The organism is Arthrobacter sp. 10L424 (genome assembly GCF_056395325.1).
Window position 1 is genome coordinate 546973 of sequence record NZ_JBFTJH010000003.1, and the last position, 23248, is coordinate 570220.

Annotated in this window: 21 protein-coding genes; 1 reads left to right on the top strand and 20 read right to left on the bottom strand. The window is 68.0% G+C overall.

All coding sequences use genetic code 11. The annotated features are described in order from the left end of the window. Positions 1-311 precede the first annotated feature (311 nt). From pyrF to pyrR, 7 genes are read right to left on the bottom strand one after another with little or no spacing between them, the layout of a single operon-like run. Complete coding sequence (gene pyrF / locus AC1DC5_RS08080; protein ID WP_476864781.1) at positions 312-1178, bottom strand: orotidine-5'-phosphate decarboxylase; 867 nt, start codon at positions 1176-1178, stop codon at positions 312-314. Next, the gene (gene carB / locus AC1DC5_RS08085) at positions 1171-4485 is read right to left on the bottom strand and encodes a carbamoyl-phosphate synthase large subunit (protein ID WP_441404191.1); all 3315 of its coding nucleotides are present in this window, start codon (positions 4483-4485) and stop codon (positions 1171-1173) included. The genes pyrF and carB overlap by 8 nt, the downstream gene beginning before the upstream one ends. Continuing rightward, the gene (gene carA, locus AC1DC5_RS08090; RefSeq protein WP_441404192.1) at positions 4485-5744 is read right to left on the bottom strand and encodes a glutamine-hydrolyzing carbamoyl-phosphate synthase small subunit; all 1260 of its coding nucleotides are present in this window, start codon (positions 5742-5744) and stop codon (positions 4485-4487) included. Before carA ends, carB begins: the two co-directional genes overlap by 1 nt. After that, entirely contained in the window at positions 5725-6243 is a 519-nt protein-coding gene (locus AC1DC5_RS08095; protein ID WP_441404193.1) for a PH-like domain-containing protein, read from the bottom strand. Before AC1DC5_RS08095 ends, carA begins: the two co-directional genes overlap by 20 nt. Beyond that, entirely contained in the window at positions 6243-7619 is a 1377-nt protein-coding gene (locus AC1DC5_RS08100; RefSeq protein WP_441404194.1) for a dihydroorotase, read from the bottom strand. Before AC1DC5_RS08100 ends, AC1DC5_RS08095 begins: the two co-directional genes overlap by 1 nt. Then, the gene (locus AC1DC5_RS08105) at positions 7619-8662 is read right to left on the bottom strand and encodes an aspartate carbamoyltransferase catalytic subunit (RefSeq protein ID WP_441404195.1); all 1044 of its coding nucleotides are present in this window, start codon (positions 8660-8662) and stop codon (positions 7619-7621) included. Before AC1DC5_RS08105 ends, AC1DC5_RS08100 begins: the two co-directional genes overlap by 1 nt. Continuing rightward, entirely contained in the window at positions 8659-9258 is a 600-nt protein-coding gene (gene pyrR, locus AC1DC5_RS08110) for a bifunctional pyr operon transcriptional regulator/uracil phosphoribosyltransferase PyrR (RefSeq protein WP_441404196.1), read from the bottom strand. Before pyrR ends, AC1DC5_RS08105 begins: the two co-directional genes overlap by 4 nt. Before the next feature lie 222 nt (positions 9259-9480). Between pyrR and AC1DC5_RS08115 the strand changes: the two genes are divergently transcribed. Next, the gene (locus AC1DC5_RS08115; RefSeq protein ID WP_441404197.1) at positions 9481-10605 is read left to right on the top strand and encodes a PrsW family intramembrane metalloprotease; all 1125 of its coding nucleotides are present in this window, start codon (positions 9481-9483) and stop codon (positions 10603-10605) included. Positions 10606-10625: 20 nt separating this feature from the next. On the opposite strand, the gene AC1DC5_RS08120 is transcribed toward AC1DC5_RS08115, so the two are convergent. The 13 genes from AC1DC5_RS08120 to AC1DC5_RS08180 form a co-directional block, all read right to left on the bottom strand. Next, positions 10626-11621 (bottom strand): serine hydrolase domain-containing protein, encoded by a 996-nt coding sequence (locus AC1DC5_RS08120; protein WP_476864782.1) that lies wholly within the window; start codon positions 11619-11621, stop codon positions 10626-10628. A 100-nt stretch (positions 11622-11721) separates the two neighbouring features. Then, a complete protein-coding gene (gene nusB / locus AC1DC5_RS08125) occupies positions 11722-12132 on the bottom strand; it encodes a transcription antitermination factor NusB (RefSeq protein ID WP_427131383.1) in 411 nt (136 codons plus the stop codon). Next, a complete protein-coding gene (gene efp, locus AC1DC5_RS08130) occupies positions 12132-12695 on the bottom strand; it encodes an elongation factor P (protein ID WP_024368580.1) in 564 nt (187 codons plus the stop codon). The genes nusB and efp overlap by 1 nt, the downstream gene beginning before the upstream one ends. 179 nt (positions 12696-12874) lie before the next feature. Continuing rightward, entirely contained in the window at positions 12875-13390 is a 516-nt protein-coding gene (locus AC1DC5_RS08135; RefSeq protein WP_441404200.1) for a tetratricopeptide repeat protein, read from the bottom strand. Further along, positions 13390-14481, bottom strand: coding sequence for a 3-dehydroquinate synthase (gene aroB / locus AC1DC5_RS08140; RefSeq protein ID WP_441404201.1), 1092 nt, complete (start codon positions 14479-14481; stop codon positions 13390-13392). The genes AC1DC5_RS08135 and aroB overlap by 1 nt, the downstream gene beginning before the upstream one ends. Further along, a complete protein-coding gene (locus tag AC1DC5_RS08145; RefSeq protein ID WP_441404327.1) occupies positions 14478-15017 on the bottom strand; it encodes a shikimate kinase in 540 nt (179 codons plus the stop codon). The genes aroB and AC1DC5_RS08145 overlap by 4 nt, the downstream gene beginning before the upstream one ends. Before the next feature lie 62 nt (positions 15018-15079). Then, on the bottom strand, positions 15080-16279 hold the full coding sequence (gene aroC / locus AC1DC5_RS08150) for a chorismate synthase (RefSeq protein WP_441404202.1): 1200 nt from the start codon (positions 16277-16279) through the stop codon (positions 15080-15082). A gap of 25 nt (positions 16280-16304) precedes the next feature. Next, positions 16305-17210: a shikimate dehydrogenase gene (locus tag AC1DC5_RS08155; protein WP_476864783.1), complete on the bottom strand. Its 906-nt coding sequence runs from the start codon at positions 17208-17210 to the stop codon at positions 16305-16307. Then, complete coding sequence (gene mltG / locus AC1DC5_RS08160) at positions 17207-18985, bottom strand: endolytic transglycosylase MltG (RefSeq protein WP_476864784.1); 1779 nt, start codon at positions 18983-18985, stop codon at positions 17207-17209. The genes AC1DC5_RS08155 and mltG overlap by 4 nt, the downstream gene beginning before the upstream one ends. Continuing rightward, complete coding sequence (gene ruvX, locus AC1DC5_RS08165) at positions 18969-19580, bottom strand: Holliday junction resolvase RuvX (protein ID WP_476864785.1); 612 nt, start codon at positions 19578-19580, stop codon at positions 18969-18971. Before ruvX ends, mltG begins: the two co-directional genes overlap by 17 nt. A 10-nt stretch (positions 19581-19590) precedes the next feature. Continuing rightward, on the bottom strand, positions 19591-22269 hold the full coding sequence (alaS, locus tag AC1DC5_RS08170; RefSeq protein ID WP_476864786.1) for an alanine--tRNA ligase: 2679 nt from the start codon (positions 22267-22269) through the stop codon (positions 19591-19593). A gap of 183 nt (positions 22270-22452) precedes the next feature. Then, positions 22453-22719, bottom strand: a complete 267-nt coding sequence (locus tag AC1DC5_RS08175; RefSeq protein WP_441404207.1) for a DUF6167 family protein — start codon at positions 22717-22719, stop codon at positions 22453-22455. A gap of 20 nt (positions 22720-22739) precedes the next feature. Continuing rightward, the gene (locus tag AC1DC5_RS08180; protein WP_224046624.1) at positions 22740-23114 is read right to left on the bottom strand and encodes a DUF948 domain-containing protein; all 375 of its coding nucleotides are present in this window, start codon (positions 23112-23114) and stop codon (positions 22740-22742) included. Positions 23115-23248 lie beyond the last annotated feature (134 nt).

Consider the following 23248-nt stretch of genomic DNA (forward strand, 5'->3'; position numbering starts at 1 on the left):
GTTCGCCACGAATGGCCGCATTGACCCTCCCCATAGCGGCCACTTGCGTCAAATGGGTGATGCGACCCGGAGTGACGCCGGCCGCGCTGTGCCCATTCGCCACGAATGGCCGCCACGACCGTCCCCATAGCGGCCGGTTGCGTCAGATGGCGGCCCGACCTTGAACGGCAGTGGCCCGGCTGCGTCCGTTCACCACGAATGGCCGCTATCACGGCCCCCATGGCGGCCACTTGCGTCAAACGCGTGGCCGCGACGCGGGACGACGTCGTGGCCAGGGCCTCGGGACTCGGATCGAAGAACCCGGTGCCCGGCTAGGCCGAGCGGAGCTCCTCAAGGGTCCGCAGGGCGGCGTCGCTGAGGTCCTGGATCCGCGGACCGGCGCCGAGGATGTCACGGCTGGACGTCCCGAGCACCTGGCCGTAGGCGCTGCCAAAGGTGCGACGCAGGTCCGCCGCGGTGGCGCCCTGCGCGCCGAGGCCCGGGGCCAGGATCGGGCCGCGCACCGCTGCGAGGTCCAGGTCCAGGTCAGTGAGGGCGGAGCCGACGGTCGCACCGACGACGAGCCCGGTTGATCCCAACTCCCCCGCGTACCGCTGGTTTTCCGCCGCCGCCGCCCGGACGATCCGGCGGGCCACTGAGTCCGCGCCGCCGACATGCTGGACGGACGCGCCCTCCGGATTGGATGTCAGCGCCAGGACGAACACGCCGCGCCCGGTCTGCGCGGCGAGGTCCAGTGCGGGGCGGAGCGACTCGAAGCCCAGGTACGGGCTCAGGGTGACCGAGTCGGCGGCCAGGGCGGAACCGTCCCGCAGCCACGCGTCGGCGTAGGCGGCCATGGTGGAGCCAATGTCGCCGCGCTTGGCGTCGGCAATGGTCAACACCGAGGCGTCCGCCGCCGCGGCGAGGACGCGTTCAAGCACGGCCATGCCTGCGGAACCGTGCCGCTCGTAGAGGGCCACCTGGGGTTTGACCGCGGCAGCGAGCGAAGCCACCGCGTCCACGACGGTGAGCGAGAATCGCTCCAGCCCGGCGACGTCGTCGTTCAGTCCCCAGTGCTGCAGCAGCGCCGGGTGCGGGTCGATCCCGACGCACAACGGGCCGAGGTCCGCCATGGCCCGGCCCAGCCGGGAGCCGAAGGACTCCCGGCCGGACGCATCAGTGGCAGCAGCCTCAGGCATTCTGCGATACCGCATTCTGCGAGGCAAACAGCGCAGCCGCGTGCTCCTGGAGGCTGGTGACGGACCATTCGTAGGTGCGCAGCGCCTCGATCGCCTGGACGGCGGCGTTGAACTCGGCCACGGTCGTGATGCACGGGATGCCGATCGACGTCGCGGCGGCACGCAGTTCGTAGCCGTCGCTGCGGGCCTCGCCACCGGAGGGGGTGTTGAAGACCATGTCGATCTCCCCGGCGATGATGAGGTCCGCGATGGTTCCCTCGCCCTCGGCGCTGGAGCCCTCGGCGACCTTACGGACCGGGGTGGCCTGGATGCCGTTGCGGCGCAGCACGTCGGCGGTGCCGCCGGTGGAGACGATCTCGAAGCCGAGGTCGGAGAGCCGCTTGACGCCCATGATGACCGAGCGCTTGTCCCGGTTGGCCACCGAGACGAAGATCTTGCCTTCGGTGGGCAGCGCGTTGTTGGCGGCGGCCTGGCTCTTGGCGAAGGCGGTGTCGAAGTGTTTGTCGATGCCCATGACCTCGCCGGTGGAGCGCATTTCCGGCCCGAGCAGGGAGTCAACCACCTTGCCCTCGGGGGTGCGGAAGCGGCTGAACGGCAGCACGGCTTCCTTGACAGAGACCGGGGCGTCCAGCGGCAGCGAGGAGCCGTCGCCGGTTTCCGGGAGCATCTTATAGGCGGTGCGGAGCTGGTTGATGGTGACGCCGGTACCGATCAGGGCCGCCGCCTTCGCCATCTGCACACCGGTCGCCTTGGAGACGAACGGTACCGTGCGGGAGGCCCTCGGGTTGGCTTCCAGGACGTAGAGCACGTCGGAGGCGAGGGCGAACTGGATGTTGATCAGGCCGCGGACGCCCACGCCCTCGGCGATCGCCAGGGTGGCGGTCCGGACCCGTTCCAGCACATTGTTGCCCAGGGTGATGGGCGGCAGGACGCAGGCCGAGTCGCCGGAGTGGATGCCGGCCTCCTCGATGTGCTCCATGATGCCGCCGAGGTACATCTCGGTGCCGTCGTAGAGGGCGTCGACGTCGATTTCGACGGCGTCCTCGAGGAAGCGGTCGATCAGCACCGGGTGGTCAGGGGTGATCTCCGTGGCGTTGGCGATGTAGCGGGAGAGGTTGGGCTCGTCGTAGACGATCTCCATGCCGCGGCCGCCCAGGACGTAGGACGGGCGGACCAGGACCGGGTAGCCGATCTCGTCCGCGATCTTCTTGGCGTCCTCGAAGGACACGGCGGTGCCGTTCTTCGGCGAGATGAGCCCGGCCTTGTCGAGGACCCGGGAGAAAGCGCCGCGGTGCTCGGCGAGGTCGATCGCCTCCGGGGAGGTGCCGAGGATCGGCACGCCGGCGTCGGCGAGCTGCTGGGCGAGCTTGAGCGGGGTCTGGCCGCCGAGCTGGACGAAGACGCCCATCACGCCGCCGGTGCGTTCCTCGGCCGCGATGACCTCGAGCACGTCCTCCAGGGTCAGCGGCTCGAAGTACAGCCGGGTGGAGACGTCGTAGTCGGTGGAGACGGTTTCCGGGTTGCAGTTGACCATCACGGTCTCGTAGCCGGCCTTGCGCAGTGCCATCGAGGCATGCACGCAGGAGTAGTCGAATTCGATGCCCTGGCCGATCCGGTTGGGGCCGGAACCGAGGATGATGATGGACGGCTTGGCGTGCAGCGCAACCTCGTCCTCCTCGTCATAGGAGGAGTAGTGGTACGGGGTGTAGGCGGCGAACTCGGCCGCGCAGGTGTCCACGGTCTTGTAGACGGGGCGGATGCCGAGGGCCTGCCGGACGCCGCGGACGACGTCCTCGGAGTTGTGCGTCAGGGCGCCGATCTGCTCGTCGGAGAAGCCGTGGCGCTTGGCGCGGGTCAGCATCTCCGGGGTAAGCGCAGCGGCCTGGCGGATCTCCACCGAGATCTCGTTCAGCAACTGGAGCTGGTCAAGGTACCAGGGGTCGATCTTGGTGGCCTCGAAGAGCTGCTCCACGGTGGCGCCGCCGAGCAGGGCACGCTGGACCTGGTGCAGGCGGTCCGTGGTGGGACGCTTGGACTTCTCGATCAGCTCCGCGACTTCCCATTCCGGGACGTGGCTGAAGTCCAGCTGGGACCCCTTCTGCTCCAGGGAGCGCAGGGCCTTCTGCAGTGCCTCGGTGAAGTTCCGGCCCATGGCCATGGCCTCGCCCACCGACTTCATGGTGGTGGTCAGGGTGGGGTCCGCCGCCGGGAACTTCTCGAAGGCGAAGCGCGGGACCTTCACGACGACGTAGTCCAGGGTCGGCTCGAAGGAGGCCGGGGTCTTCTGGGTGATGTCGTTCGGGATCTCGTCCAGGGTGTAGCCGAGGGAGAGCTTGGTGGCGATCTTTGCGATCGCGAAGCCGGTGGCCTTGGAGGCCAGGGCGGAGGAACGGGAGACGCGCGGGTTCATTTCAATCACGACGACGCGTCCCGTGTCGGGCTCGACGGCGAACTGGATGTTGCAGCCGCCGGTGTCGACGCCGACTTCGCGGATGACAGCGATGGAGATGTCGCGCAGGCGCTGGTATTCGCGGTCCGTCAGGGTCAGGGCGGGGGCGACGGTGATCGAGTCGCCGGTGTGCACGCCGACCGGGTCGAAGTTCTCGATGGAGCAGACCACCACGACGTTGTCGTTCTTGTCACGCATCATCTCGAGCTCGTATTCCTTCCAGCCCAGGATGCTCTCTTCGAGCAGCACCTCGGACGTGGGGCTGTACTGCAGCCCCTGGCCGACGATCCGGCGGAGGTCGTTCTCGTCGTAGGCGAGGCCGGAGCCGAGGCCGCCCATGGTGAAGGAGGGCCGGACCACCATCGGGTAGCCGAGGTCCTCGGCGGCGGTGAGGGCCTCGTCAATGGTGTGGATGATGTGGCTGCGGGCCGATTCCGCACCGCAGCGCTCCACGACACCCTTGAACTTTTCGCGGTCCTCGCCGAGCTCGATCGCGGCGATGTTGGCGCCGATCAGTTCGACGTTGTACTTCTCCAGCACACCGTTCTTGTCCAGTGCGATCGCGGTGTTGAGCGCGGTCTGGCCGCCGAGGGTGGGCAGGATCGCGTCCGGGCGTTCCTTGGCGATGATCTTCTCGACCACCTCGGGGGTGATCGGCTCGATGTAGGTGGCGTCGGCGAACTCCGGGTCGGTCATGATGGTGGCCGGGTTGGAGTTGACGAGGATGACGCGGAGGCCCTCCTCCTTGAGGACGCGCAGTGCCTGGGTGCCGGAGTAGTCGAATTCGGCCGCCTGGCCGATCACGATCGGGCCGGAACCGATGACCAGGACGCTCTTAAGGTCAGTTCTCTTGGGCATTACTTCTTGTCCTCAGTCTTGGATTCGGTGGAAGTCTTTGTGACGGTCTCAGTCTTTGTAGAAGCGTCCGCCATCAGCTCGATGAAGCGGTCGAAGAGGTAGGCCGCGTCGTGCGGGCCGGACGCGGCTTCGGGGTGGTACTGCACCGAGAAGGCCGGGATGTCGAGGCAGGACAGGCCCTCGACGACGTCGTCGTTGAGGCTCACGTGGCTGACCTCGACGCGGCCGAAGCGCTCCTCGGGGGCCTGCGTGGCGCCGTCGAGCGGGGCGTCGACGGCGAAGCCGTGGTTCTGCGAGGTGATCTCTACCTTGCCGGTGCGGCGGTCCATCACGGGCTGGTTGATGCCGCGGTGGCCGTAGCGCAGCTTGTAGGTGCCGAAGCCCAGCGCGCGGCCCAGGATCTGGTTGCCGAAGCAGATGCCAAAGTACGGGATCTTCTCGTCCAGGACGGAGCGGAGCAGCTTGACCTGGTTGTCGGCGGTGGCGGGGTCGCCGGGGCCGTTGGACATAAAGAAGCCGTCGGGGTTGACCGCCTGGACATCGGCCAGGGTGGCGGTGGCCGGCAGCACGTGCACGCGGACGCCGCGTTCGGCGAAGCGGATGGGGGTCATCCGCTTGATGCCGAGGTCGATCGCAGCGATGCTGAAGCGCGGTTCGCCGTCCCAGCCCCAGTCCTTGGGTTCCACGGTGTAGGCCTCGTCCACGCTGACTTCCTCGGCCAGGCGTGAGCCTTCCATCGGGGCGCTGGCCAGGACGGTGTCCACGAGTTCCTTGTCCGTGGCGCGGACGGCGTCGCCGGAGAAGATCCCGGCGCGCATGGTCTTGTGTTCGCGCAGGTGCCGGGTGATGGCCCGGGTGTCCACGCCCTGGATGCCGACGATGCCCTGTTCGACCAGTTCGTCGTCCAGGGAGCGTTCGGAGCGCCAGTTGGACGGGCGGCGGGCGGCGTCGCGGACGATGTAGCCGGCCACCCAGATGCGGCGGGACTCGGCGTCGTCCTTGTTCACGCCGGTGTTGCCGATGTGCGGGGCGGTCTGCACCACGAGCTGGCGGGCGTAGGAGGGATCCGTGATGGTCTCCTGGTAGCCGGTCATGCCGGTCGCGAACACGGCCTCGCCGAGCGCGGTTCCGGTGGCGCCGTAGCTGGTCCCGCGAAAGATCCGGCCGTCCTCGAGGACGAGCGCTGCCGGGGTGGAGGCTGCTGCGTTTGATGTCATGTGGTTGGGGTCCGTCACGTTGTTACTTTCCACTATCGGCATTGGCCTGGGGGGCCGCGGGGATCAATTCTTGCAGGGCATTGAGGAGCTTGGTTTTGTCGTCGGCGTGCCGGGTGCGGAACCCGGAATCGAGTTCGCGTGTGCCGAGCATCCAGCTGAGCACCAGCAGTCCGTCCTTTTCGACGAACTTCCCGGCCATGCCGCTTTCCTGCCGCACCCCGGTGAGGCTGGCGGCCGGGATGAAGACCGGGGCCGCGCCGGAGCGGTCGAAGAGCACGCCTTCGCGGTGGACACTGAGTTCGGCGTTGGTCCTGATGCCCAGATTGTGCACGGCGATCCGGTCCAGCCAGTCACCGGCGGTGGTGGACGCGACGTACTGGCCGTCCGCTACCGCCAGCGCGGCGCCCAACGCTCCGGGGATCTCCGGCAGCGGGTCGACGTCGGCCTGGCGGCGCAGGCGGTTACGCCAGCCCACCGCAAGCATGGCGAAGATGCCCACGGCGAGGGCCAGCATGATCAGGAAGAAGGGCAGCTTGTCCATCAGGAGAGGCCCGCCGCTGTGGTGCCCGGCGCGGCCGGCGTTTCGGCGAGCCACCGGTACGGGGTGTTGAGTTTGCCGTCGAGGACGGTGGGGTGGCCCTTGAAGAACGTCGCCACCACCTTGCCGGGAAGTTCCCGGCCGGCAAACGGAGAGTTACGGCCCATGGTTGCCATCTTAGAAGGGTCCACGGTCCAGCGCGCAGCCGGGTCCACGAGTGTGACGTTCGCGGGTTCGCCGGCGTCGAGCGGGCGGCCCTGGTCCTCGACCCGGCCGATCGCTGCCGGGGCGGTGGACGTGACGCGGGCGAAGTCGGCCCAGCCCATCAGCCCGGTTTCGATCATGGTGTGCTGCACCACGGACAGCGCGGTTTCCAGCCCGGTCATGCCCATGGCGGCCTGGGCCCACTCGCACTCCTTGTGTTCGCTGGGATGCGGCGCGTGGTCCGTGCCGACGACGTCGATCGTGCCGTCAGCCAGCGCGGCGCGCAGGGCCTGGACATCGGCGTCGGTGCGCAGCGGCGGGTTGACCTTGTAGACGGGGTCGTAGCTGCGGGCGAGTTCGTCCGTGAGCCAGAGGTGGTGCGGGGTGACCTCGGCCGTGACGTTGACGCCGCGGGACTTGGCCCAGCGGATGATCTCCACGGAGCCGGCGGTGGAGACGTGGCAGACGTGCAGCCGGGACCCGACGTGCTGGGCGAGCAGGACGTCGCGGGCGATGATGCTTTCCTCGGCGACGGCGGGCCAGCCGGTGAGGCCCAGGACGGCGGAGACCTCGCCTTCGTTCATCTGCGCGCCGGCGGTGAGCCGGGGTTCCTGCGCGTGCTGGGCGACGACGCCGTCGAACGCTTTGACGTATTCCAGGGCCCGGCGCATCAGCACGGGGTCGTGGACGCAGATCCCGTCGTCGGAGAAGACGCGGACGTGCGCGCGGGAGTCGGCCATCGCGCCGAGTTCGGCGAGCTGCTCCCCCGCGAGGCCGACCGTGACGGCGCCGACCGGGCGGACGTCCACCCAGCCGGCGGTGCGGCCGAGGGTGAGGACCTGTTCGACGACGCCGGCGGTGTCCGCCACCGGGGTGCTGTTGGCCATCGCGTGCACGGCGGTGTAGCCGCCCAGGGCCGCGGCGCGGGTGCCGGTCTCGACCGTTTCGGCGTCTTCGCGGCCGGGTTCGCGCAGGTGGGTGTGGATGTCCACCATGCCGGGCAGGGCCACCAGGCCGGCGGCCTCAATGACAGTGGCTCCATCGGCGGAGAGGTCCTGGCCGCGTTCGGCGATGATTCCGTCGCGGATCAGGAGGTCTTCGGGGGCTCCGCCGAGAATGGCGGCTCCGCGGATCAGGTAGGCGCCGGTGACTGCGTCTTGTTGCTGTGATGCCATCAGTGGCTCTCCTTGGTGACGTGGGCGGAGTGGATCTCTGCGGAAGCGGGGTGGGTGGGGGTGGCGTGGACGGCCGGTTCGCGGGTGTCCCCGGAGAGCAGCAGGTAGAGGGCCGCCATCCGGATGGAGACGCCGTTGCGGACCTGCGCCAGCACCGTGGAGCGGGGCGAGTCGGCCGCGGCGGAGGAGATCTCCAGGCCGCGGTTCATGGGCCCGGGGTGCATGATGATGGTGTCCTTCAGGCCCAGGCTGTCGAGGGCGCGGAGCCGGTTGTCGTCGAAGCCCCAGCGGCGCGAGTATTCGCGGGTGGTCGGGAAGAACGAGGCGTTCATCCGTTCCCCTTGCACGCGGAGCATCATCATGGCGTCCACGCCGCGGGCGAGGGTCTCGTCCAGGTCGTAGCTGACCGTGCAGGGCCACTGTTCGACGCCGATCGGCAGCAGCGTCGGCGGCGCCACCAGGGTGACCTCGGCGCCGAGGGTGCGCAGCAGCCAGACGTTGGAGCGGGCCACCCGGGAGTGCAGCACGTCCCCGGCGATCGCGACCCGCATTCCCTTGAGGTCCGCCCCCGCGGACGGGGTGCCCGCCAGTTTGGACCAGTGCCGTCGCATGGTGAACGCGTCCAGCAGCGCCTGGGTGGGGTGTTCGTGGGTGCCGTCGCCGGCGTTGATGACAGCGGCGTCGATCCAGTCCGTGGCGGCGAGCCGGTGCGGGGCCCCGGAGGCCCAGTGCCGGATGACGACGGCGTCCGCGCCCATCGCGGAGAGCGTCTGGGCCGTGTCCTTGAGGGATTCGCCCTTGGAGACGGAGGAGCCCTTCGCGGCGAAGTTGATGACGTCGGCGGAGAGCCGCTTGGCGGCGGCCTCGAATGAGATGCGGGTACGGGTGGAGTCCTCGAAGAACAGGTTGACCACGGTCCGGCCGCGCAGCGTGGGAAGCTTCTTGACCTCGCGCTCCCCCACGGCTGCCATTTCCTCGGCGGTGTCGAGGATACGGACGGCGTTGGAAAGGCTCAGGTCTTCGGTGGAGAGCAGGTGCCTCATGCGGTGGCCTCGATGACCACTTCGTTGACGGGGGCGCCGTCGACCGAGTCCGTTTCGGCCAGCCGGACCCTGACCTTCTCGGACGAGGAGGTGGGGAGGTTCTTGCCGACGTGGTCCGCACGGATGGGCAGCTCCCGGTGGCCGCGGTCGATCAGGACCGCGAGGCGGACGACGCGCGGGCGGCCGAGGTCGATGATCGCGTCCAGGGCGGCACGGATGGTCCGGCCGGAGTACAGGACGTCGTCGATCAGCACCACGACTTTGTTGTCGATGCCGGTGCGGGGAAGCTGCGTGGGGTACGGCGGGCGCATGGCCTGGTGGGAAAGATCATCCCGGAACATGGTCACATCCAGCTGGCCGACGATCGCGGCGGGGTCCACGGTGGGATCGGCGGCGGCAATCTTGGCGGCGAGCCGGACGGCGAGGGGGTAGCCCCTCCGCGGGATGCCCAGCAGGACCAGGTCCTGGGAGCCCTTGTTGGACTCGAGGATCTCATGGGCGATACGAGTGAGTGCACGGTCGATATCCGCCTGGTTGAGTACCACTCGGGTGAGTACAACCTTGGCCGGAACCGGTGCTTCTGGAACAGAAGTCAACGCTCGTCTCCCCTTTCCCCGCCTCACGGGACGGAATTAAAAAAGGATTATTTGCCTTCTCAAATTACCACAGCGCTACTGGCGCCCCGGCGCTGCCGGCATGCGTTTAACCTCACACGGACATAGGCTCGGGTTCATGACGACGAACGAGCCGCGGCCCGGGCAAGACCGCCCCGGGTACTCCCCCGGCGGCCAACCGCTGCAGCAGCAGGCCAACCCGACGTGGCTGGGGCATGTCCAGCCGGAGTACTACCGGCAGGCACCGGCCAACGACCGTGGCGGGTTCCAGCCGGTCCTCCCGCCGGCACTCCCAGCGGCCCGGCGCGGCCGCAATACTTCCTGGTCCTGCCGTTCCTTCTGGGCAGCACCGGGATCTCCGGCTTCGTCATCGGCTTCATCGCCTCCCTCATTCCCTTGGGGACCGTGCTGCTGACCGTGCGCTTCATCGACCGCTGGGAGCCGGAGCCGCGTCCACTGCTGCTGTTCGCCTTCCTCTGGGGAGCGGTGGTCTCGATTGCCGTGACCATGCTCCTGCAGCCATACTTCTCGGCCGTGGCGGGGCCCGCCTCGGGACTGGACTACACAACGTTCGCCGTGACCGTCCAGGCGCCGGTGGTGGAGGAATTCGCCAAGTCCCTGGGGCTGCTGCTGCTCCTGCTCTTCGCCCGGAAGCACTTCGACGGCCCGGTCGACGGGGTGGTGTTCGCCTTCACCATCGCGGCCGGCTTCGCGTTCACTGAAAACATCCTCTATTTCGGCCGTGCAATCGCCGAATCCAGCGACCCCGGCACCGAGCTGGCGGTGGTATTTTTCCTCCGCGGGGTCATGTCGCCGTTCGCCCACGCCATCTTCACGGGCACCACCGGCCTGATCATGGGCTTCGCCGCGCGCCGCTGGCACAACGGCCTGTCCGTGCTGGCGTTCGCCGTCGGTCTGGTGCCTGCGATGCTGCTGCACAGCGCCTGGAACAGCATGGGCGCGGACTTCCTGGCCACGTACGTGATGGTGCAGGTGCCAATCTTCCTGCTGGCGGTTGTGGTTATCGTGCTGCTGCGCGTCGCCGAGCGCAGGCTTACGCGCCAGCGGCTCAGGGAATACTCGGCGGCCGGCTGGTTCAGCGCGGCCGAGGTGGACATGCTGGCCACCAGCGGCGGCCGCCGCTCCGCCCTGCGCTGGGCAAAGTCCACCGGGCGCGGCCCGCAGATGAAGGCCCTTCTCGATGCCGCCACCCAGCTGGCCTTCACCCGACAGCGGATCCTCAGCGGCCGGGACGTCCCGGCGCACCAACTCGATGAGCGGCACCAGCTCGCCGAAATCGCCGCCCTCCGGGCCGCCGTCGTTCGGTAGGGGCGTTCGCTGACTGCGCGTCAGCGCGAAACCAGTTCCCGCAGCAGCTCGAAACCCGGGCGGTCAACCAAAGCCGCCGTCGCCGTGAGCAGGACCACCCCGGCCTTGGCTTCCCGGTCCAGGCCGATCCAGCCGCTGAACCCGCCCGTGCCGCCGTTGTGCCAGGTGATCCTCCGCCCCTTGGAGTCGAGGGTCAGCCAGGCGGCGCCGATGCGGACCGCGGGGCCGGCAAATTTTGCCACCGGATCGAGGGCGGACATGCCCGGGGCGGTGCCGTCGAGCAGCGCCCCGGTGAGCCGGGCGAGGTCCTGGATGGAGGCGCGGATGCCGCCGGCGGGAGCCAGCGCCTCACCGGTCCAGGGCTCCCGGGGCCGGCCACGGCGGCTGGTGCCGGTGAGGGCGTGGGGGCCGAGTTCGCCGGGGGTGGCAGGCAGGTACACCGAGCCGAGAGCCAGCGGCCCGCTGAGGCGTGCCGCCACGAGGTCCCGGTAGCTCTTCCCGGCGCCGGCCGCCGTCGCGTGGCCGAGGAGTTCGAACCCGAGGTTGGAATACCGTGGCCGCGGCCCCTGCGACCGGGGCCGTTGCAACCGTGCGGCGCGGGCCTGCTCCAGCAGTTCCGCGAGGCTCTCCCCGTACGGGTTTTCGCCCTGCAGGAGGAGTGACACCGTGCGCTGCATCACGGACGCGGAACCGGGTAGGGCGGGCGCCAGCCGGGGCAGCCCCGAGGCATGCCGGCTCAAGGCGCCAAGGCTGACGCCCGCCGCGGCGCAGTTCCCCAGCGGCAGCAGTTCCCCGAGCGCGGTGTCCGGGGAAATCTCGCCCCGCCCGCACGCGTCCGCATAGAGCAGGCCGGTGATCCCCTTGGAGATCGAGCCGATCTCGAAATCGGCGTCAGGAGCGACTCCGCTGACCACGGTGGTTTTCTCTCCGCCGGCGATGGCGGCCGCGGCAAACCTTGGGTGCACGGACCCCAGCCGGGTGCGGAGCGTTGCCTCGAGCACGGAATCGGTGTCCACCCGCACACGATATCCGTTACGCCAGCGCCGTGAAAGAACGGCCGGATATGAAAGAACCCGCCCGGGATGTCCCGGGCGGGTTCTTTGAAGCGCGGTGCCCCTAAGCGAGCAGCGAAGGCTTCAGCTGCTGCAGGCGGCCCAGCAGGCCGTTGATGAACGACGGCGACTCGTCCGTGGAGAGGGTCTTGGCCAGCGCGACGGCCTCGCTGACGGCAACGCCGTCGGGGACGTCGTCGTTGTAGAGCAGCTCCCAGGTGCCGATCCGCAGAATGGTGCGGTCCACGGAGGGCATCCGCTCAAGCGTCCAGCCCTGCGAATAGGTTTCCAGGAACTCGTCGATCGCCGCCTGGTGGGAGACAACGCCCTCAACGATTTCGAGGGTGTACGGGTTGACGATCTGGTCCGTCTGCTCCCGGCGGGACTTCAACACATCGAACGCCGAGACGGAACGCTGTTCCGCCTCGAAGAGAACATCCAGGGCCCGGTTACGGGCCTTACCGCGTGCACTCACTAGTCGTTGACCCGGCCGAGGTAGCTGCCGTCGCGGGTGTCGACCTTGACCTTGGTGTTGTTCTCGACGAACAGGGGCACCTGGATCTCGTAGCCGGTTTCGAGCGTGGCGGGCTTGGTGCCGGCCGAGGAGCGGTCGCCCTGCAGGCCCGGCTCCGTGTAGGTGATCTCGAGCACAACGCTCGGGGGCAGTTCGATGTAGAGCGGGTTGCCTTCGTGGATGGCGATGTTGACCATCTGGTTTTCGAGCATGAAGTTGGTGGCGTCACCGACGGTGGCACCCGGAACGGTGAGCTGGTCGAAGTCGGACGTGTCCATGAACACGAAGTCGGCGCCGTCCTGGTACAGGTACTGGTAATCGCGGCGGTCCACCGTGGCGGTCTCGATCTTGAGTCCGGCGTTGAAGGTCTTGTCGACGACCTTGCCGGACATCACGTTGCGCATCTTCGTGCGGACGAACGCGCCACCCTTGCCGGGCTTGACGTGCTGGAACTCGATGATGTTCCAGAGCTGGCCCTCAAGCTTAAGGACGGTCCCGTTCTTGATGTCGTTAGTGGTTGCCACAGTATCCTCTGGTTTCGTTTCTTGCTGGTTCTAGCTGCCAGCCGGTTATGCCAGGCGAGCATGCCGAATGGCTGCCAGCGCGTATTTATCAAAAATCCAAGAACTATTCTACCGGTTTTGCGCCAACACTGCCGGACGCCCCGGTGCGGGGCCTCCGTGGAGGCGTCGCCGGCCCGGTTTCAGGAGGCGAGATCCAGAACGTCCCGGGCGCGCTGCAGCGCCACGGTGGAGGCGTAGATCAGGGCCGCGTCGGCGGAGCCGGCAACCCGCAGGTCCAGCGCCTTGGCGAAGGATTCGACGGCGGCGGCAATGTTGCCGCTGGCGAAGTAGGACCGGCCGAGGTGCTGGCGGACGGCAGCCTCGTCCAGCGTGCCGTGCGTTTCCGCCAGCAGCTGGCGGAACAGTTCAACCGCCCGGTCCAGCCGGTGGGAGACCCGCAGGATGTCCGCTTCGAAGATGCGCAGGCGCAGCGACGAGGGGTCGCTGTACCGGGCCTCGGCGAGCAGCTCGGCGGCCTCGGCGGCGTGCCCCTCGACGAGGCGGACGAAGATCAGGTCACCGGGGTCGGTCGAGGCTGCCAGCGCCGCGGCGCAGGTCTCCTCGTTGACGATTTGCGGCACAAGGCTGTCCGGGTTGATCTTGATCCCCGGAAAGCCTGCATCCGGCCAATCGCTGGTCCCTGAGATGAAGGGCATCAGGAGGCGATCTCCTGGTAGGCGGCGAACAGCAGCGAGGTGTCCGGGACGTCGAGGATGCCGGGGCGGCCCACGCCGTCGAGCACAACGAAGCGCAGCAGGTCCCCGCGCGACTTCTTGTCCCGACGCATGCCGTCGAGAAGGGCCTGCCAGCGGTCGCGCCGGTAGGTGATGGGAAGCCCGAGGCTCTCCAGGATGCTGCGGTGCCTGTCGGCGTCGGCGTCGCTGAGGCGGCCGACGCTGCGTGCCAGCTCGGCGGCGAACATCATGCCGACGGCGACGGCGGCGCCGTGGCGCCAGGAGTAGCGTTCGGCGAGTTCGATCGCGTGGCCAAGGGTGTGGCCGTAGTTGAGGATCTCCCGCTGCCCGGTTTCCTTCAGGTCTTCGGAGACGACCCTGGCCTTAACCGTGATGGCGCGTTCGATGAGTTCCCGGACGGCGTCCGACCGGGGATCGGTGACGGCCGCCGGATCCTTTTCGATCAGCTCGAGGATGGCCGGATCGGCGATGAAGCCGCACTTGATGACCTCGGCCATGCCGGAGATCATCTCGTTCTTCGGCAGGGTGTCCAGGGTGTCGAGGTCCACGAGGACACCGGCCGGAGGGTGGAAGGCCCCGACGAGGTTCTTGCCTTCGGCGGTGTTGATGCCGGTTTTTCCGCCGACGGAGGCGTCCACCATGCCGAGCAGGCTGGTGGGCATGTGGATGACCTTCACGCCGCGCAGCCACGTCGCGGCCACGAAGCCGGCCAGGTCGGTTACCGCCCCGCCGCCGACGGCGACGACGGCATCTGAGCGGGTGAAGTCGTTCTGGCCGAGCACCTGCCAGCAGAAGGACGCCACCTCGATGTGCTTGCCTTCCTCGGCGTCGGGGATCTCGGCCGTGAGGGCCGTGAAGCCGGCGGCGGCGAGTTCTTCCCGGACGGTGTCGCCGGTGAGGCGCAGCGCGCGGGGATGGATGACGAGGACACGCTTGACCCGCTCGCCCAGCAGCCCGGGCAGGCTCGCCAGCAGGCCGCGGCCCACAACGACGTCGTAGTTCTCACCGGGCGTCTGCCCGGTGACCTTGATGACGGTTGATTCGGTGATCACTTTTCAACTTCCTTTGTCCGCGCTGGGGTGGCTTCTGCCGCTGATGTTCCAGCGGCGTACCTTTGCAGCGCTTCTTCTAGCCGTCGGGCGAGGTCCTGGACCGTTCCGGTCCGCACATCCAGGACGACGTCGGCCAGCCGTTCGTAGACCGGCCGCCGGGTGGCGAACAGCGTCTTCCATCGTTCCATGGCGTCTCCGGCCAGCAGTGGCCGGCCGGAATTCCGGGCGATGCGTTCCGCCACGGTGTCCGCATCGCACTCGAGGTAAGCCACCGTGCAGTGTTCCAGCAGTTGCTGGGTGCCGGAGTCCAGCACGGCGCCGCCGCCCAGCGAGATTACCGTATTGCTGCCCTGCGCATCTTCAATGGACCGCGCGACGGCCCTTGCTTCGAGCTCGCGGAAGGCGTGCTCGCCGCGGCTCGCGAAGATCTCCGCGATGGATCCGTGGTTCGCCACCACCACAACGTCGGTGTCCACGAACGAGGCTCCCAGCTGGTGGGCCAGCTGGTGTCCGATCGCCGATTTGCCCACTGCCATGGGCCCGATCAGCGCGACGGGCCGGGCGGCGGTCCCTGCCGCCGCCGGATTGTCGGCCGGCACTAGTGGCCGATCGAGTCCAGGGTTGCCGGAATGTTGTCCAGGTAACCCTTGATGTTGCGGGCGGTTTCCTGCACGGAATCGCCGCCGAACTTTTCGGTGACTGCCTCGGCCAGGACGAGGGCCACCATGGCCTCGGCCACGACGCCGGCGGCCGGGACCGCACAGACGTCGGAGCGCTGGTGGTGGGCCTTGGCGGCCTCGCCGGTGCTGACGTCGACGGTCTTGAGCGCGCGGGGCACGGTGGCGATGGGCTTCATGGCCGCGCGGACGCGGAGCACGTCGCCGATGCTCATGCCGCCTTCGATGCCACCGGCGCGGTTGGAGGTTCGGATGATCCTGCCGTCGGCGTCCTTGACGATTTCGTCGTGGGCGGCGGAGCCGCGGCGGGACGCGGTGAGGAAGCCGTCTCCGACCTCGACGCCCTTGATGGCCTGGATGCCCATCAGGGCGGCCGCCAGCCGTGAATCGAGGCGGCGGTCCCAGTGGACGTAGCTGCCCAGTCCGGGCGGCAGTCCGTAGGCGAGGACCTCGACGACACCGCCGAGGGTTTCGCCCTCCTTGTGCGCGGCGTCGACCTCGGCCACCATGGCGTCGGACGTTTCGCGGTCGAAGCAGCGCAGGGGGTCGGCGTCGAGGGCCAGGACGTTGCCCGGGACCGGCAGCGGCCGGCCTTCCGGGACGGCGGTGCTGGCGATCGACACGGTGTGGGAGACCAGCTCGATGCCGAGCTGCTTGAGGAACGCGGAGGCGACGGTGCCGAGCGCCACCCGGGTGGCGGTCTCGCGGGCGCTGGCGCGCTCCAGCACGGGACGGGCCTCGTCAAAGCCGTACTTCTGCATGCCGGTGAAGTCCGCGTGGCCGGGCCGCGGGCGCGTCAGCGGGGCGTTGCGGGCCTGGTCGGCGAGGATTTCCGGGGCCACGGGATCGGAGGACATGATCTGTTCCCACTTGGGCCATTCGGTGTTGCCGACCTGGATGGCGACCGGGCCGCCCTGGGTCAGGCCGTGGCGGACGCCGCCGAGGATGGTGACGACATCCTGCTCGAATTTCATCCGGGCGCCGCGGCCGTAGCCGAGCCGCCGGCGGGCCAGCGAATCGGCGATCTGGGCGCTGGTGAGTTCAACACCGGCGGGCACGCCTTCAATAATTCCGACCAGGGCCGGGCCATGGGATTCTCCGGCAGTCAACCAACGCAACATAAATCCATCCTGCCATGTAAGGCGGTTAGAACACCCGTCGGGGCGCCCCGACTGCGTCACACATCACATCTATGACTTCGGCCGGCATGGCCTCGCCGAGGCCTGTGAAATGGCGGACCTGTTCCACGGCCTGGTAGATGAGCATCTCGAGTCCGGGGACCACGGTGCCGCCGGCTTCCTGCCAGACGGAGGCGATCCGGCTGGGCCAGGGATCGTAGGCGACGTCGAGCAACACCCCGGGCCGGACCTGCTCCCCCGGGAGCAGCGCGAAGGCCCGCACCAGTTCGTCGGCCAGCGGATCGGCGGCACGGGGCGGCAGCGTGGAGATGACGACATCGGCCGCGGCGACGGCGGCGGCCGCTCCGTCGAGGGGTAGTATCCGGATGGCCAGGCCCACGGCGGCGGCGGCCGCCCGGGCCTCCGCGGCGCGGCTGACATCGCGGACGAAGATGTCCGCGTCCGGTGCGCCCAGCTCCTTCAGCGCGGCGATGGCAGCGGCTGAGGTGCCGCCGCCGCCCAGGACGACGGCGGTGGGCGCGGACGCGGCGCCCGCATGGCGGAGCGCGTTGACGATTCCGGCGACGTCGGTGTTGTAGCCCACCAGCCGGGTGGCGCCGGCGGCCGCACCGGGGGCAGGGCGCTCAAAGGCCACGGTGTTGACGACCCCGAGGGCGCGGGCAACGCCGCGGACCTCATCCAGCTCCCGGACCATGCCGGTTTTCAGCGGCATGGTGACCGACAGCCCGCGCCAGCTCTCCCCCTGCCGGACGTCCTCCCGGACCCTGGCCATGAAGGCCGGGAGCGCGTCCTCTGTCACGTCAATCGCCGAGTAGTCCAGCTGCAGGCCGAGACGGGCATAGGCGGCCCGGTGCAGTGCCGGTGACTTCGAATGGCTGATCGGGTGCCCGAGCACGGCGGCCCGCAGCGTCATACACAGCGTCCGGGGTTGTCGTTGCACCAGGCGTTGTACCTGGCGACGTACGTGTTGTGCTCCGCCAGCGTCTTGGCGAACAGGGTCTCCTTGGTGTCCAGGTTGATGGTCACCCAGTAGAGGTATTCGTTCGTCTTGGGCTTTGCGGCCGCGTCGATGGCCGTTTTGCCCGGCGAGCCGATCGGCCCCACCGGAAGGCCCTGGTTGGCGTAGGTGTTGTACAGGTTGGACTTGTCGGCCTTCTGGGCCTCGTCAATGTGGAAGCTCTTGATGCCCAACCCGTAGGTCACCGTGGCGTCCGACTGGATCAGCCCGTTCGTCTCGGTGTTGTTCGGCTTGAGCCGGTTGTAGATCGCGCCCGCCACATCGCCGTATTCGGCCTGGCCGCCCTCGGCCTGCACGATACTGGCGACCGTGACGACGTCGTACTGCTTCGCGGGATCCGTGACACCTTGCGATTTGAGCTCGTCGAGGGTGGTGGTGACGAGCTTCTGCACCACGTCCTTGGCCGGGGTGCCGAGCGGGAACCGGTACTCGCCGGGGGCGAGGAAACCCTCGAGGTTCTTGGCCTTGGCCGGCAGGCCGAACTGGGCGGGCGACTCGTTGAGCGCCTTGAGTTCCGCGACCGGCACTCCGGAGCCCTCGGAGATGGCCTGGAGCGATTCTCCGATCCTGAGCCCGGCGCTGAGGGCGAAGTACATGACCTTGCCCTTGTCCTTGTTCATCAGCACTGCCACGGCGTCGGAGTTCTTCATCTCATTGCGCATGGTGAACTCGCCGGGGGCCAGCGCCCCGCCTGCGGCGAGGAAGTCCCGGAGGAAGGCGTCGGCGTTCGCGACGACCTTCTTCTCCTGGAGCTGGGTGGCCACGGATTTCGGCCCCGCGCCCTCGGGCACGGTGATGGTGACCTCGCCCGTTCCGGGGCCAGGGTAATCGGCGACCGTATCGCCGCCGAGGAGGGGTTTCAGGAACTGCGCACCGACGGCAATCGCGATGACAAAGACCGACAACGTCAGCAACAGCGCAAGGAACCGGCGCCGGCGTCGGACCTTTTTGGACGGGCCCTTGGACGTGCGGATGGCGGCACCTCCGGCCATCACAACATGGCCGTCTTCTTCGTGGTGGTCTTCGGCAGGCTGGCCGTCCGCGGCATCGTAGGCATAGTGCGCATCGCCGGAGGCGTGCTCTGCGTGGTCGGGGTGGAACTCAGCGTCATGGCCGTGATCGTAGGCGGCCGGGACGTCAGCTTCATAGTGGGCGGTGTCCCCATGGGCAACCCCGCCGGCGTGCACGTGCACGGGCTCTTCGTGGGCCGGCGCGTAGTAGGAGGGCTCTTCGTGCACGGGCTCTTCGTGCACGGGCTCTTCGTGCACGGGCTCTTCGTGCACCGGCTCGTGATGCACGGGCTCGTGCGCAGACTCTTCGTGCAACGGCTCTTCATGCACAGGCTCTTCATGCAACGGCTCTTCATGCACTTGCTCTTCGTGCACGGTCGGCGCTACTGCAGGCACGTCCGGTGCATCGGCAGCTTGCATCGGCACGGGCTGGATCGGCTCGGCCCGGGAAGCGGCTTCGGGGGCGGTGTCCCGCCCGGTCGCGGCACGCGGCGCAGTTGCCGGAATGTCCTCGCCCGTCTCGAAGGCCTGCGGCGGGATAACGTCCTGGCTTTGGGTCGCCTGGGACTTCTCCTGGGCCCTGATCTCCTTGCGCGTCAGCGGTCGGCCGGCGCCGCCGAAAGCATCACCGGAGGGGTCGTCATTATTGACCGGGCTCACTGTAGCCTTCCATTTTGGGCAGAATGCGTTGTGCAGATTGCGTGTCTGGTCCCGGAGTGGCCTGAGCGCCATCCCCGGTCGGCCCCGGCGCGGACTCCGCGTATACGCGGCTTCCGACTTCCGTCCCCCTGGCCTTTTGCATATCGATCGCTTGTTGCAGAATACCTGCGGCCGCAACCTGATCAACAACCTTACGGTGATTTCGGCTGCTCATGCCAGCTTCGTGCAGGTTCCGGTGGGCAGTCACGGTGCTCAGCCGCTCATCCACCAGCCGTACCGGCACGTCAGAACCGCTCTCCCCCAGTTTACCCGCCAGTAGCTTGGCGTAGTCCGAAGCCATCCGGGCCGAGGCATGTTCCTCGCCCTTCATCGTCCGCGGGAGGCCAACGAAAATTTCCACCACGCCGAGTTCCACGGCAAGGGCCGCCAGAATCCGCACATCGGTGTTCTTCTTCGCGTTCCTGTCCAGCGTGCGCAGAGGCGTGGCAAGGATGCCATCACGGTCGCAGACCGCCACGCCGACCCGGACGGTGCCGACGTCTACCCCGAGTTTCACGCCCTGGGGGTAGTCGCCGGGCACAGCAGCTTCGTTCATGGCTCGTCCGCTAACGCCTGGTAATGGCGTCCACGACGGCGTCGAGTGCCGCGCCGACCTTGGCCGCATCGGTGCCGCCGCCCTGGGCGACGTCGTCCTTGCCGCCACCGCCGCCGCCGAGGATCCCGGCGGCAAGGCGCACCAGGGCGCCGGCCTTGACGCCTGCGGCGCGCGCGGCCTCGTTGGTGGCGATCAGGATGACCGGGCGGTCGTTGCTGACACCGGCGACCGCAACGGCGGCCGGCTCGGACCCGAGGCGGGTCCGGAGGTCCAGGGCCAGGCCGCGCAGGTCGTCAGCTCCACTGACCTGGCCGGCGTCGTGCGCGATGACCTTGACTCCGGCGGCATCCTTCGCGGTGCCCACGAGCTGCGCGGCTGCCGCCGTGAGCTGCTCCTTGCGCAGGCGCTCCAGTTCCTTTTCGGCGGTCTTGAGCTTGGTCAGGGTGGTGGCAATGCGGTCCGTGAGGAGACCGGAGGGAACCTTCAGCATTTCGGTGAGTTCGGTGACGAGGGCGCGTTCGGCCGCGAGGTGCCGGAAGGCGTCCATGCCGACGAAGGCCTCGACGCGGCGGTTTCCCGAACCGACTGACTGTTCACCGAGCAGGGACAGGCTGCCGATCAGCGAGGTGTTTTCGACGTGGGTGCCGCCGCAGAGCTCACGGGACCAGGCGCCGTCGATCTCGACGACGCGCACCACGTTGCCGTAGTTTTCGCCGAAGAGCGCCATGGCGCCCAGGGCCTTGGCCTCGGCGAGGCCCATGACCTTCGTCTCCACCCGGTAGTTGTTGCGGATGGCGATGTTGGATACTTCCTCGATCTCCGAGCGCGTGGCCGGGCTCAGGCCTTCACCCCAGGCGAAGTCGAAACGCAGGTAGCCGGCCTTGTTGAAGGAACCACGCTGCAACGCTTCCGGGCCGAGGATCTGGTGCAGGGCCGCGTGCACGATGTGCGTACCGGTGTGGGCCTGTTCGGCGGCATGCCGGCGTTCGCGGTCCACGGCCGCCTGGACGAGGGAGTCGGCACCGATTTCGCCCTCGCGGACGATTGCCTTGTGCACGCTCAGGCCCTTGATGGGGCGCTGCACGTCGAGGACCTCGACGACGAAGCCGTCGCCGGTGATCAGCCCGGTGTCGGCTGCCTGGCCGCCGGCTTCGGCGTAGAACGGCGTCTCGGCCAGGACGAGCTCGATTTCTTCGCCCGTGGAGGCCTGCGAGACCTTGCGTCCGCCGGCGAGGATGCCGCGGACCTTGGATTCGCCGTTGAGTTCGGTGTAGCCGGTGAAGACGGTCTCGCCGGCGGAGAGCAGTTCCTGGAAGGCGCTGAGGTCCGCGTGGGAGCCCTTCTTGCCCTTGGCGTCGGCCTGGGCGCGCTGGCGCTGTTCCAGCATGAGCTTGCGGAACTCCGGCTCGTCGACCTTCAGCCCGGCTTCTTCCGCCATTTCGAGGGTGAGGTCGATCGGGAAGCCGTAGGTGTCGTGCAGGGCGAAGGCGTCGGCGCCGGAGAGCGGCTGGCCGGCGGCCTGGGATTCCTTGACGGCGTCTTCGAGCCGGGCGGTGCCGGAGGCGATGGTGCGCAGGAACGCCTTCTCCTCGGCGTAGGCGATCCGGCTGATCCGGTCGAAGTCCGTCTCCACGATCGGGTAGACGCCCTTCATGGCGTCGCGGGAGGCGGGCAGCAGCTCCGGCAGGCAGGCCTTTTCGACGCCGAGCAGGCGCATGGAGCGCACGGCGCGGCGGATCAGGCGGCGCAGCACGTAGCCGCGGCCTTCGTTGGAGGGGGTGACGCCGTCGGCGATCAGCATGAGGGAGGAGCGGATGTGGTCGGCGACGACGCGCATCCGGACGTCGTCCGTGTGGTGCGGGTCCGCGGCGGACTCGGCGGAGGTGTATTCCCGGCCGGACAGTGCTGCGGCCCGGTCGATGACGGGGCGGACCTGGTCCGTTTCGTACATGTTCTCGACGTCCTGGAGGATCATCGCGAGGCGCTCCATGCCGAGACCGGTGTCGATGTTCTTCTTGGGCAGTTCGCCGGTGATGTCGAAGTCGACCTTGGAGCGGACGTTGTCGATCTGGTACTGCATGAACACGAGGTTCCAGATTTCGACGTACCGGTTCTCGTCGGCGATCGGTCCGCCCTCGACGCCGTAGGACGGGCCGCGGTCGTAGTAGATCTCGGAGCAGGGGCCGGCCGGGCCGGGCTGGCCGGTGGACCAGTAGTTGTCCGCCTTGCCCATCCGCTGGATGCGCTCGGCCGGCATGCCGGTGTTCTTGAGCCAGAGCTGCTCGGCCTCGTCGTCCTCTTCGTAGACGGTGACCCAGAGCAGCTCGGGCGGCAGGCCGTAGCCGCCGTCGTCAACGCTTGTGGTGAGCAGTTCCCAGGCGAACTTGATGGCGTCTTCTTTGAAGTAGTCGCCGAAGGAGAAGTTGCCGCACATCTGGAAGAAGGTGCCGTGGCGGGCCGTCTTGCCGACTTCCTCGATGTCGCCGGTCCGGATGCACTTCTGCACGCTGGTGGCGCGCTTGTAAGGTGCTTCTTCCCGGGCGGTCAGGTAAGGGATGAACGGGACCATGCCGGCCACCGTGAACAGCAGGGAAGGGTCGCTGGAGACCAGGGAGGCGGAAGGAACCGCCGTGTGGCCCTTGCTGACAAAAAAGTCGATCCAGCGCTTAGTGATCTCCTGCGACTTCATGAGCTGATTACTTACCCTTCAATATTCACTGTGTTTTAAGTTCACGGTGTTTATGTTCACTGTGTTTCTTGTTCACTGCGTTCGGCGTTCACGCGCGTAGTCCGCGGAACGGTCTGGTCGCGGCCTGCGGCCGTGCGGGCGGCCCCTGTTGCGGGTGCCGCCGTTTTTCTCATTCTCTCCCGGCTAGCGCCGGACTGCATCCTTGCCGGCGGTGCTCTTGCTGACGGCCTTCTCCAGGCCGGCGTCAATCCCCAGGGCACTGCGGAGTTCTGTCTCGCGTTCGTTCATACCCTCGCGGACGGCGTCGGCGAAGTCGTACAGTCCGTCGGCGAGCCTGCCTACGGCCCGGTTGAGGCCCTCGGGGCCCAGGTTGGACTGCGCTTCGGTGATTTTGCGGAACGCGATGACGCCGATGGCGACGCCGATTCCCATCCAGATGATTCTGTTCATGTCAGGTTCTCCAGCTGGGCTTAGCGGCTGCGGCGGCCGGTGGCGGGCTTTTTGCGGGCGGTGAAGGCCGAGCGCACACCGTAGCTGAAGGACGCGACCTTGATCAGCGGCGAGCCGACGGTTGCGGCCATGAGCGAGGACAGCGCCGAGATGTTGGCGGACGCGTCGGAAACGTTGTTGGCGATCCCGTCGACCTTCTTCAGTTGCTCATTGGTGGTGGAGACGGTGGCGGTGACTTCGTCCATCAGCGGGGTGGCGCCGTCGCTGATCGAACGGATGGAGGTCCGCACTTCGTCGAACACTCCCCCGAGCTTCAGGATCGGCACGGCTAGCAGCAGGACCAGCAGTGCAAACACTCCGGCCGCGATCAGGCCGGCAATATCGCCACCAGTCATAGTCGTTCATCTCCTTGTTGCATCGTGTACCTGCGGGCGTCTCCGGCTGACACAACCGGCAACCGCAGAACTCCCCCAAGTACCTTACATACAAAGAAGCCCGTGGCGCTTGCCACGGGCTTCTTTGTAAGGTG

Coding starts and splice junctions, on each gene's coding strand:
- alaS (WP_476864786.1), bottom strand. CDS start 22,269: ATGAAGTCGCAGGAGATCACTAAGCGCTGGATCGACTTTTTTGTCAGC.
- AC1DC5_RS08175 (WP_441404207.1), bottom strand. CDS start 22,719: ATGAACAGAATCATCTGGATGGGAATCGGCGTCGCCATCGGCGTCATC.
- AC1DC5_RS08155 (WP_476864783.1), bottom strand. CDS start 17,210: ATGACGCTGCGGGCCGCCGTGCTCGGGCACCCGATCAGCCATTCGAAG.
- aroC (WP_441404202.1), bottom strand. CDS start 16,279: ATGTTGCGTTGGTTGACTGCCGGAGAATCCCATGGCCCGGCCCTGGTC.
- carA (WP_441404192.1), bottom strand. CDS start 5,744: ATGCCGATAGTGGAAAGTAACAACGTGACGGACCCCAACCACATGACA.
- AC1DC5_RS08135 (WP_441404200.1), bottom strand. CDS start 13,390: ATGCCCTTCATCTCAGGGACCAGCGATTGGCCGGATGCAGGCTTTCCG.
- pyrF (WP_476864781.1), bottom strand. CDS start 1,178: ATGCCTGAGGCTGCTGCCACTGATGCGTCCGGCCGGGAGTCCTTCGGC.
- ruvX (WP_476864785.1), bottom strand. CDS start 19,580: ATGAACGAAGCTGCTGTGCCCGGCGACTACCCCCAGGGCGTGAAACTC.
- AC1DC5_RS08100 (WP_441404194.1), bottom strand. CDS start 7,619: ATGGCATCACAGCAACAAGACGCAGTCACCGGCGCCTACCTGATCCGC.
- AC1DC5_RS08095 (WP_441404193.1), bottom strand. CDS start 6,243: ATGGACAAGCTGCCCTTCTTCCTGATCATGCTGGCCCTCGCCGTGGGC.
- AC1DC5_RS08105 (WP_441404195.1), bottom strand. CDS start 8,662: ATGAGGCACCTGCTCTCCACCGAAGACCTGAGCCTTTCCAACGCCGTC.
- AC1DC5_RS08180 (WP_224046624.1), bottom strand. CDS start 23,114: ATGACTGGTGGCGATATTGCCGGCCTGATCGCGGCCGGAGTGTTTGCA.
- carB (WP_441404191.1), bottom strand. CDS start 4,485: ATGCCCAAGAGAACTGACCTTAAGAGCGTCCTGGTCATCGGTTCCGGC.
- AC1DC5_RS08145 (WP_441404327.1), bottom strand. CDS start 15,017: ATGGCAGTGGGCAAATCGGCGATCGGACACCAGCTGGCCCACCAGCTG.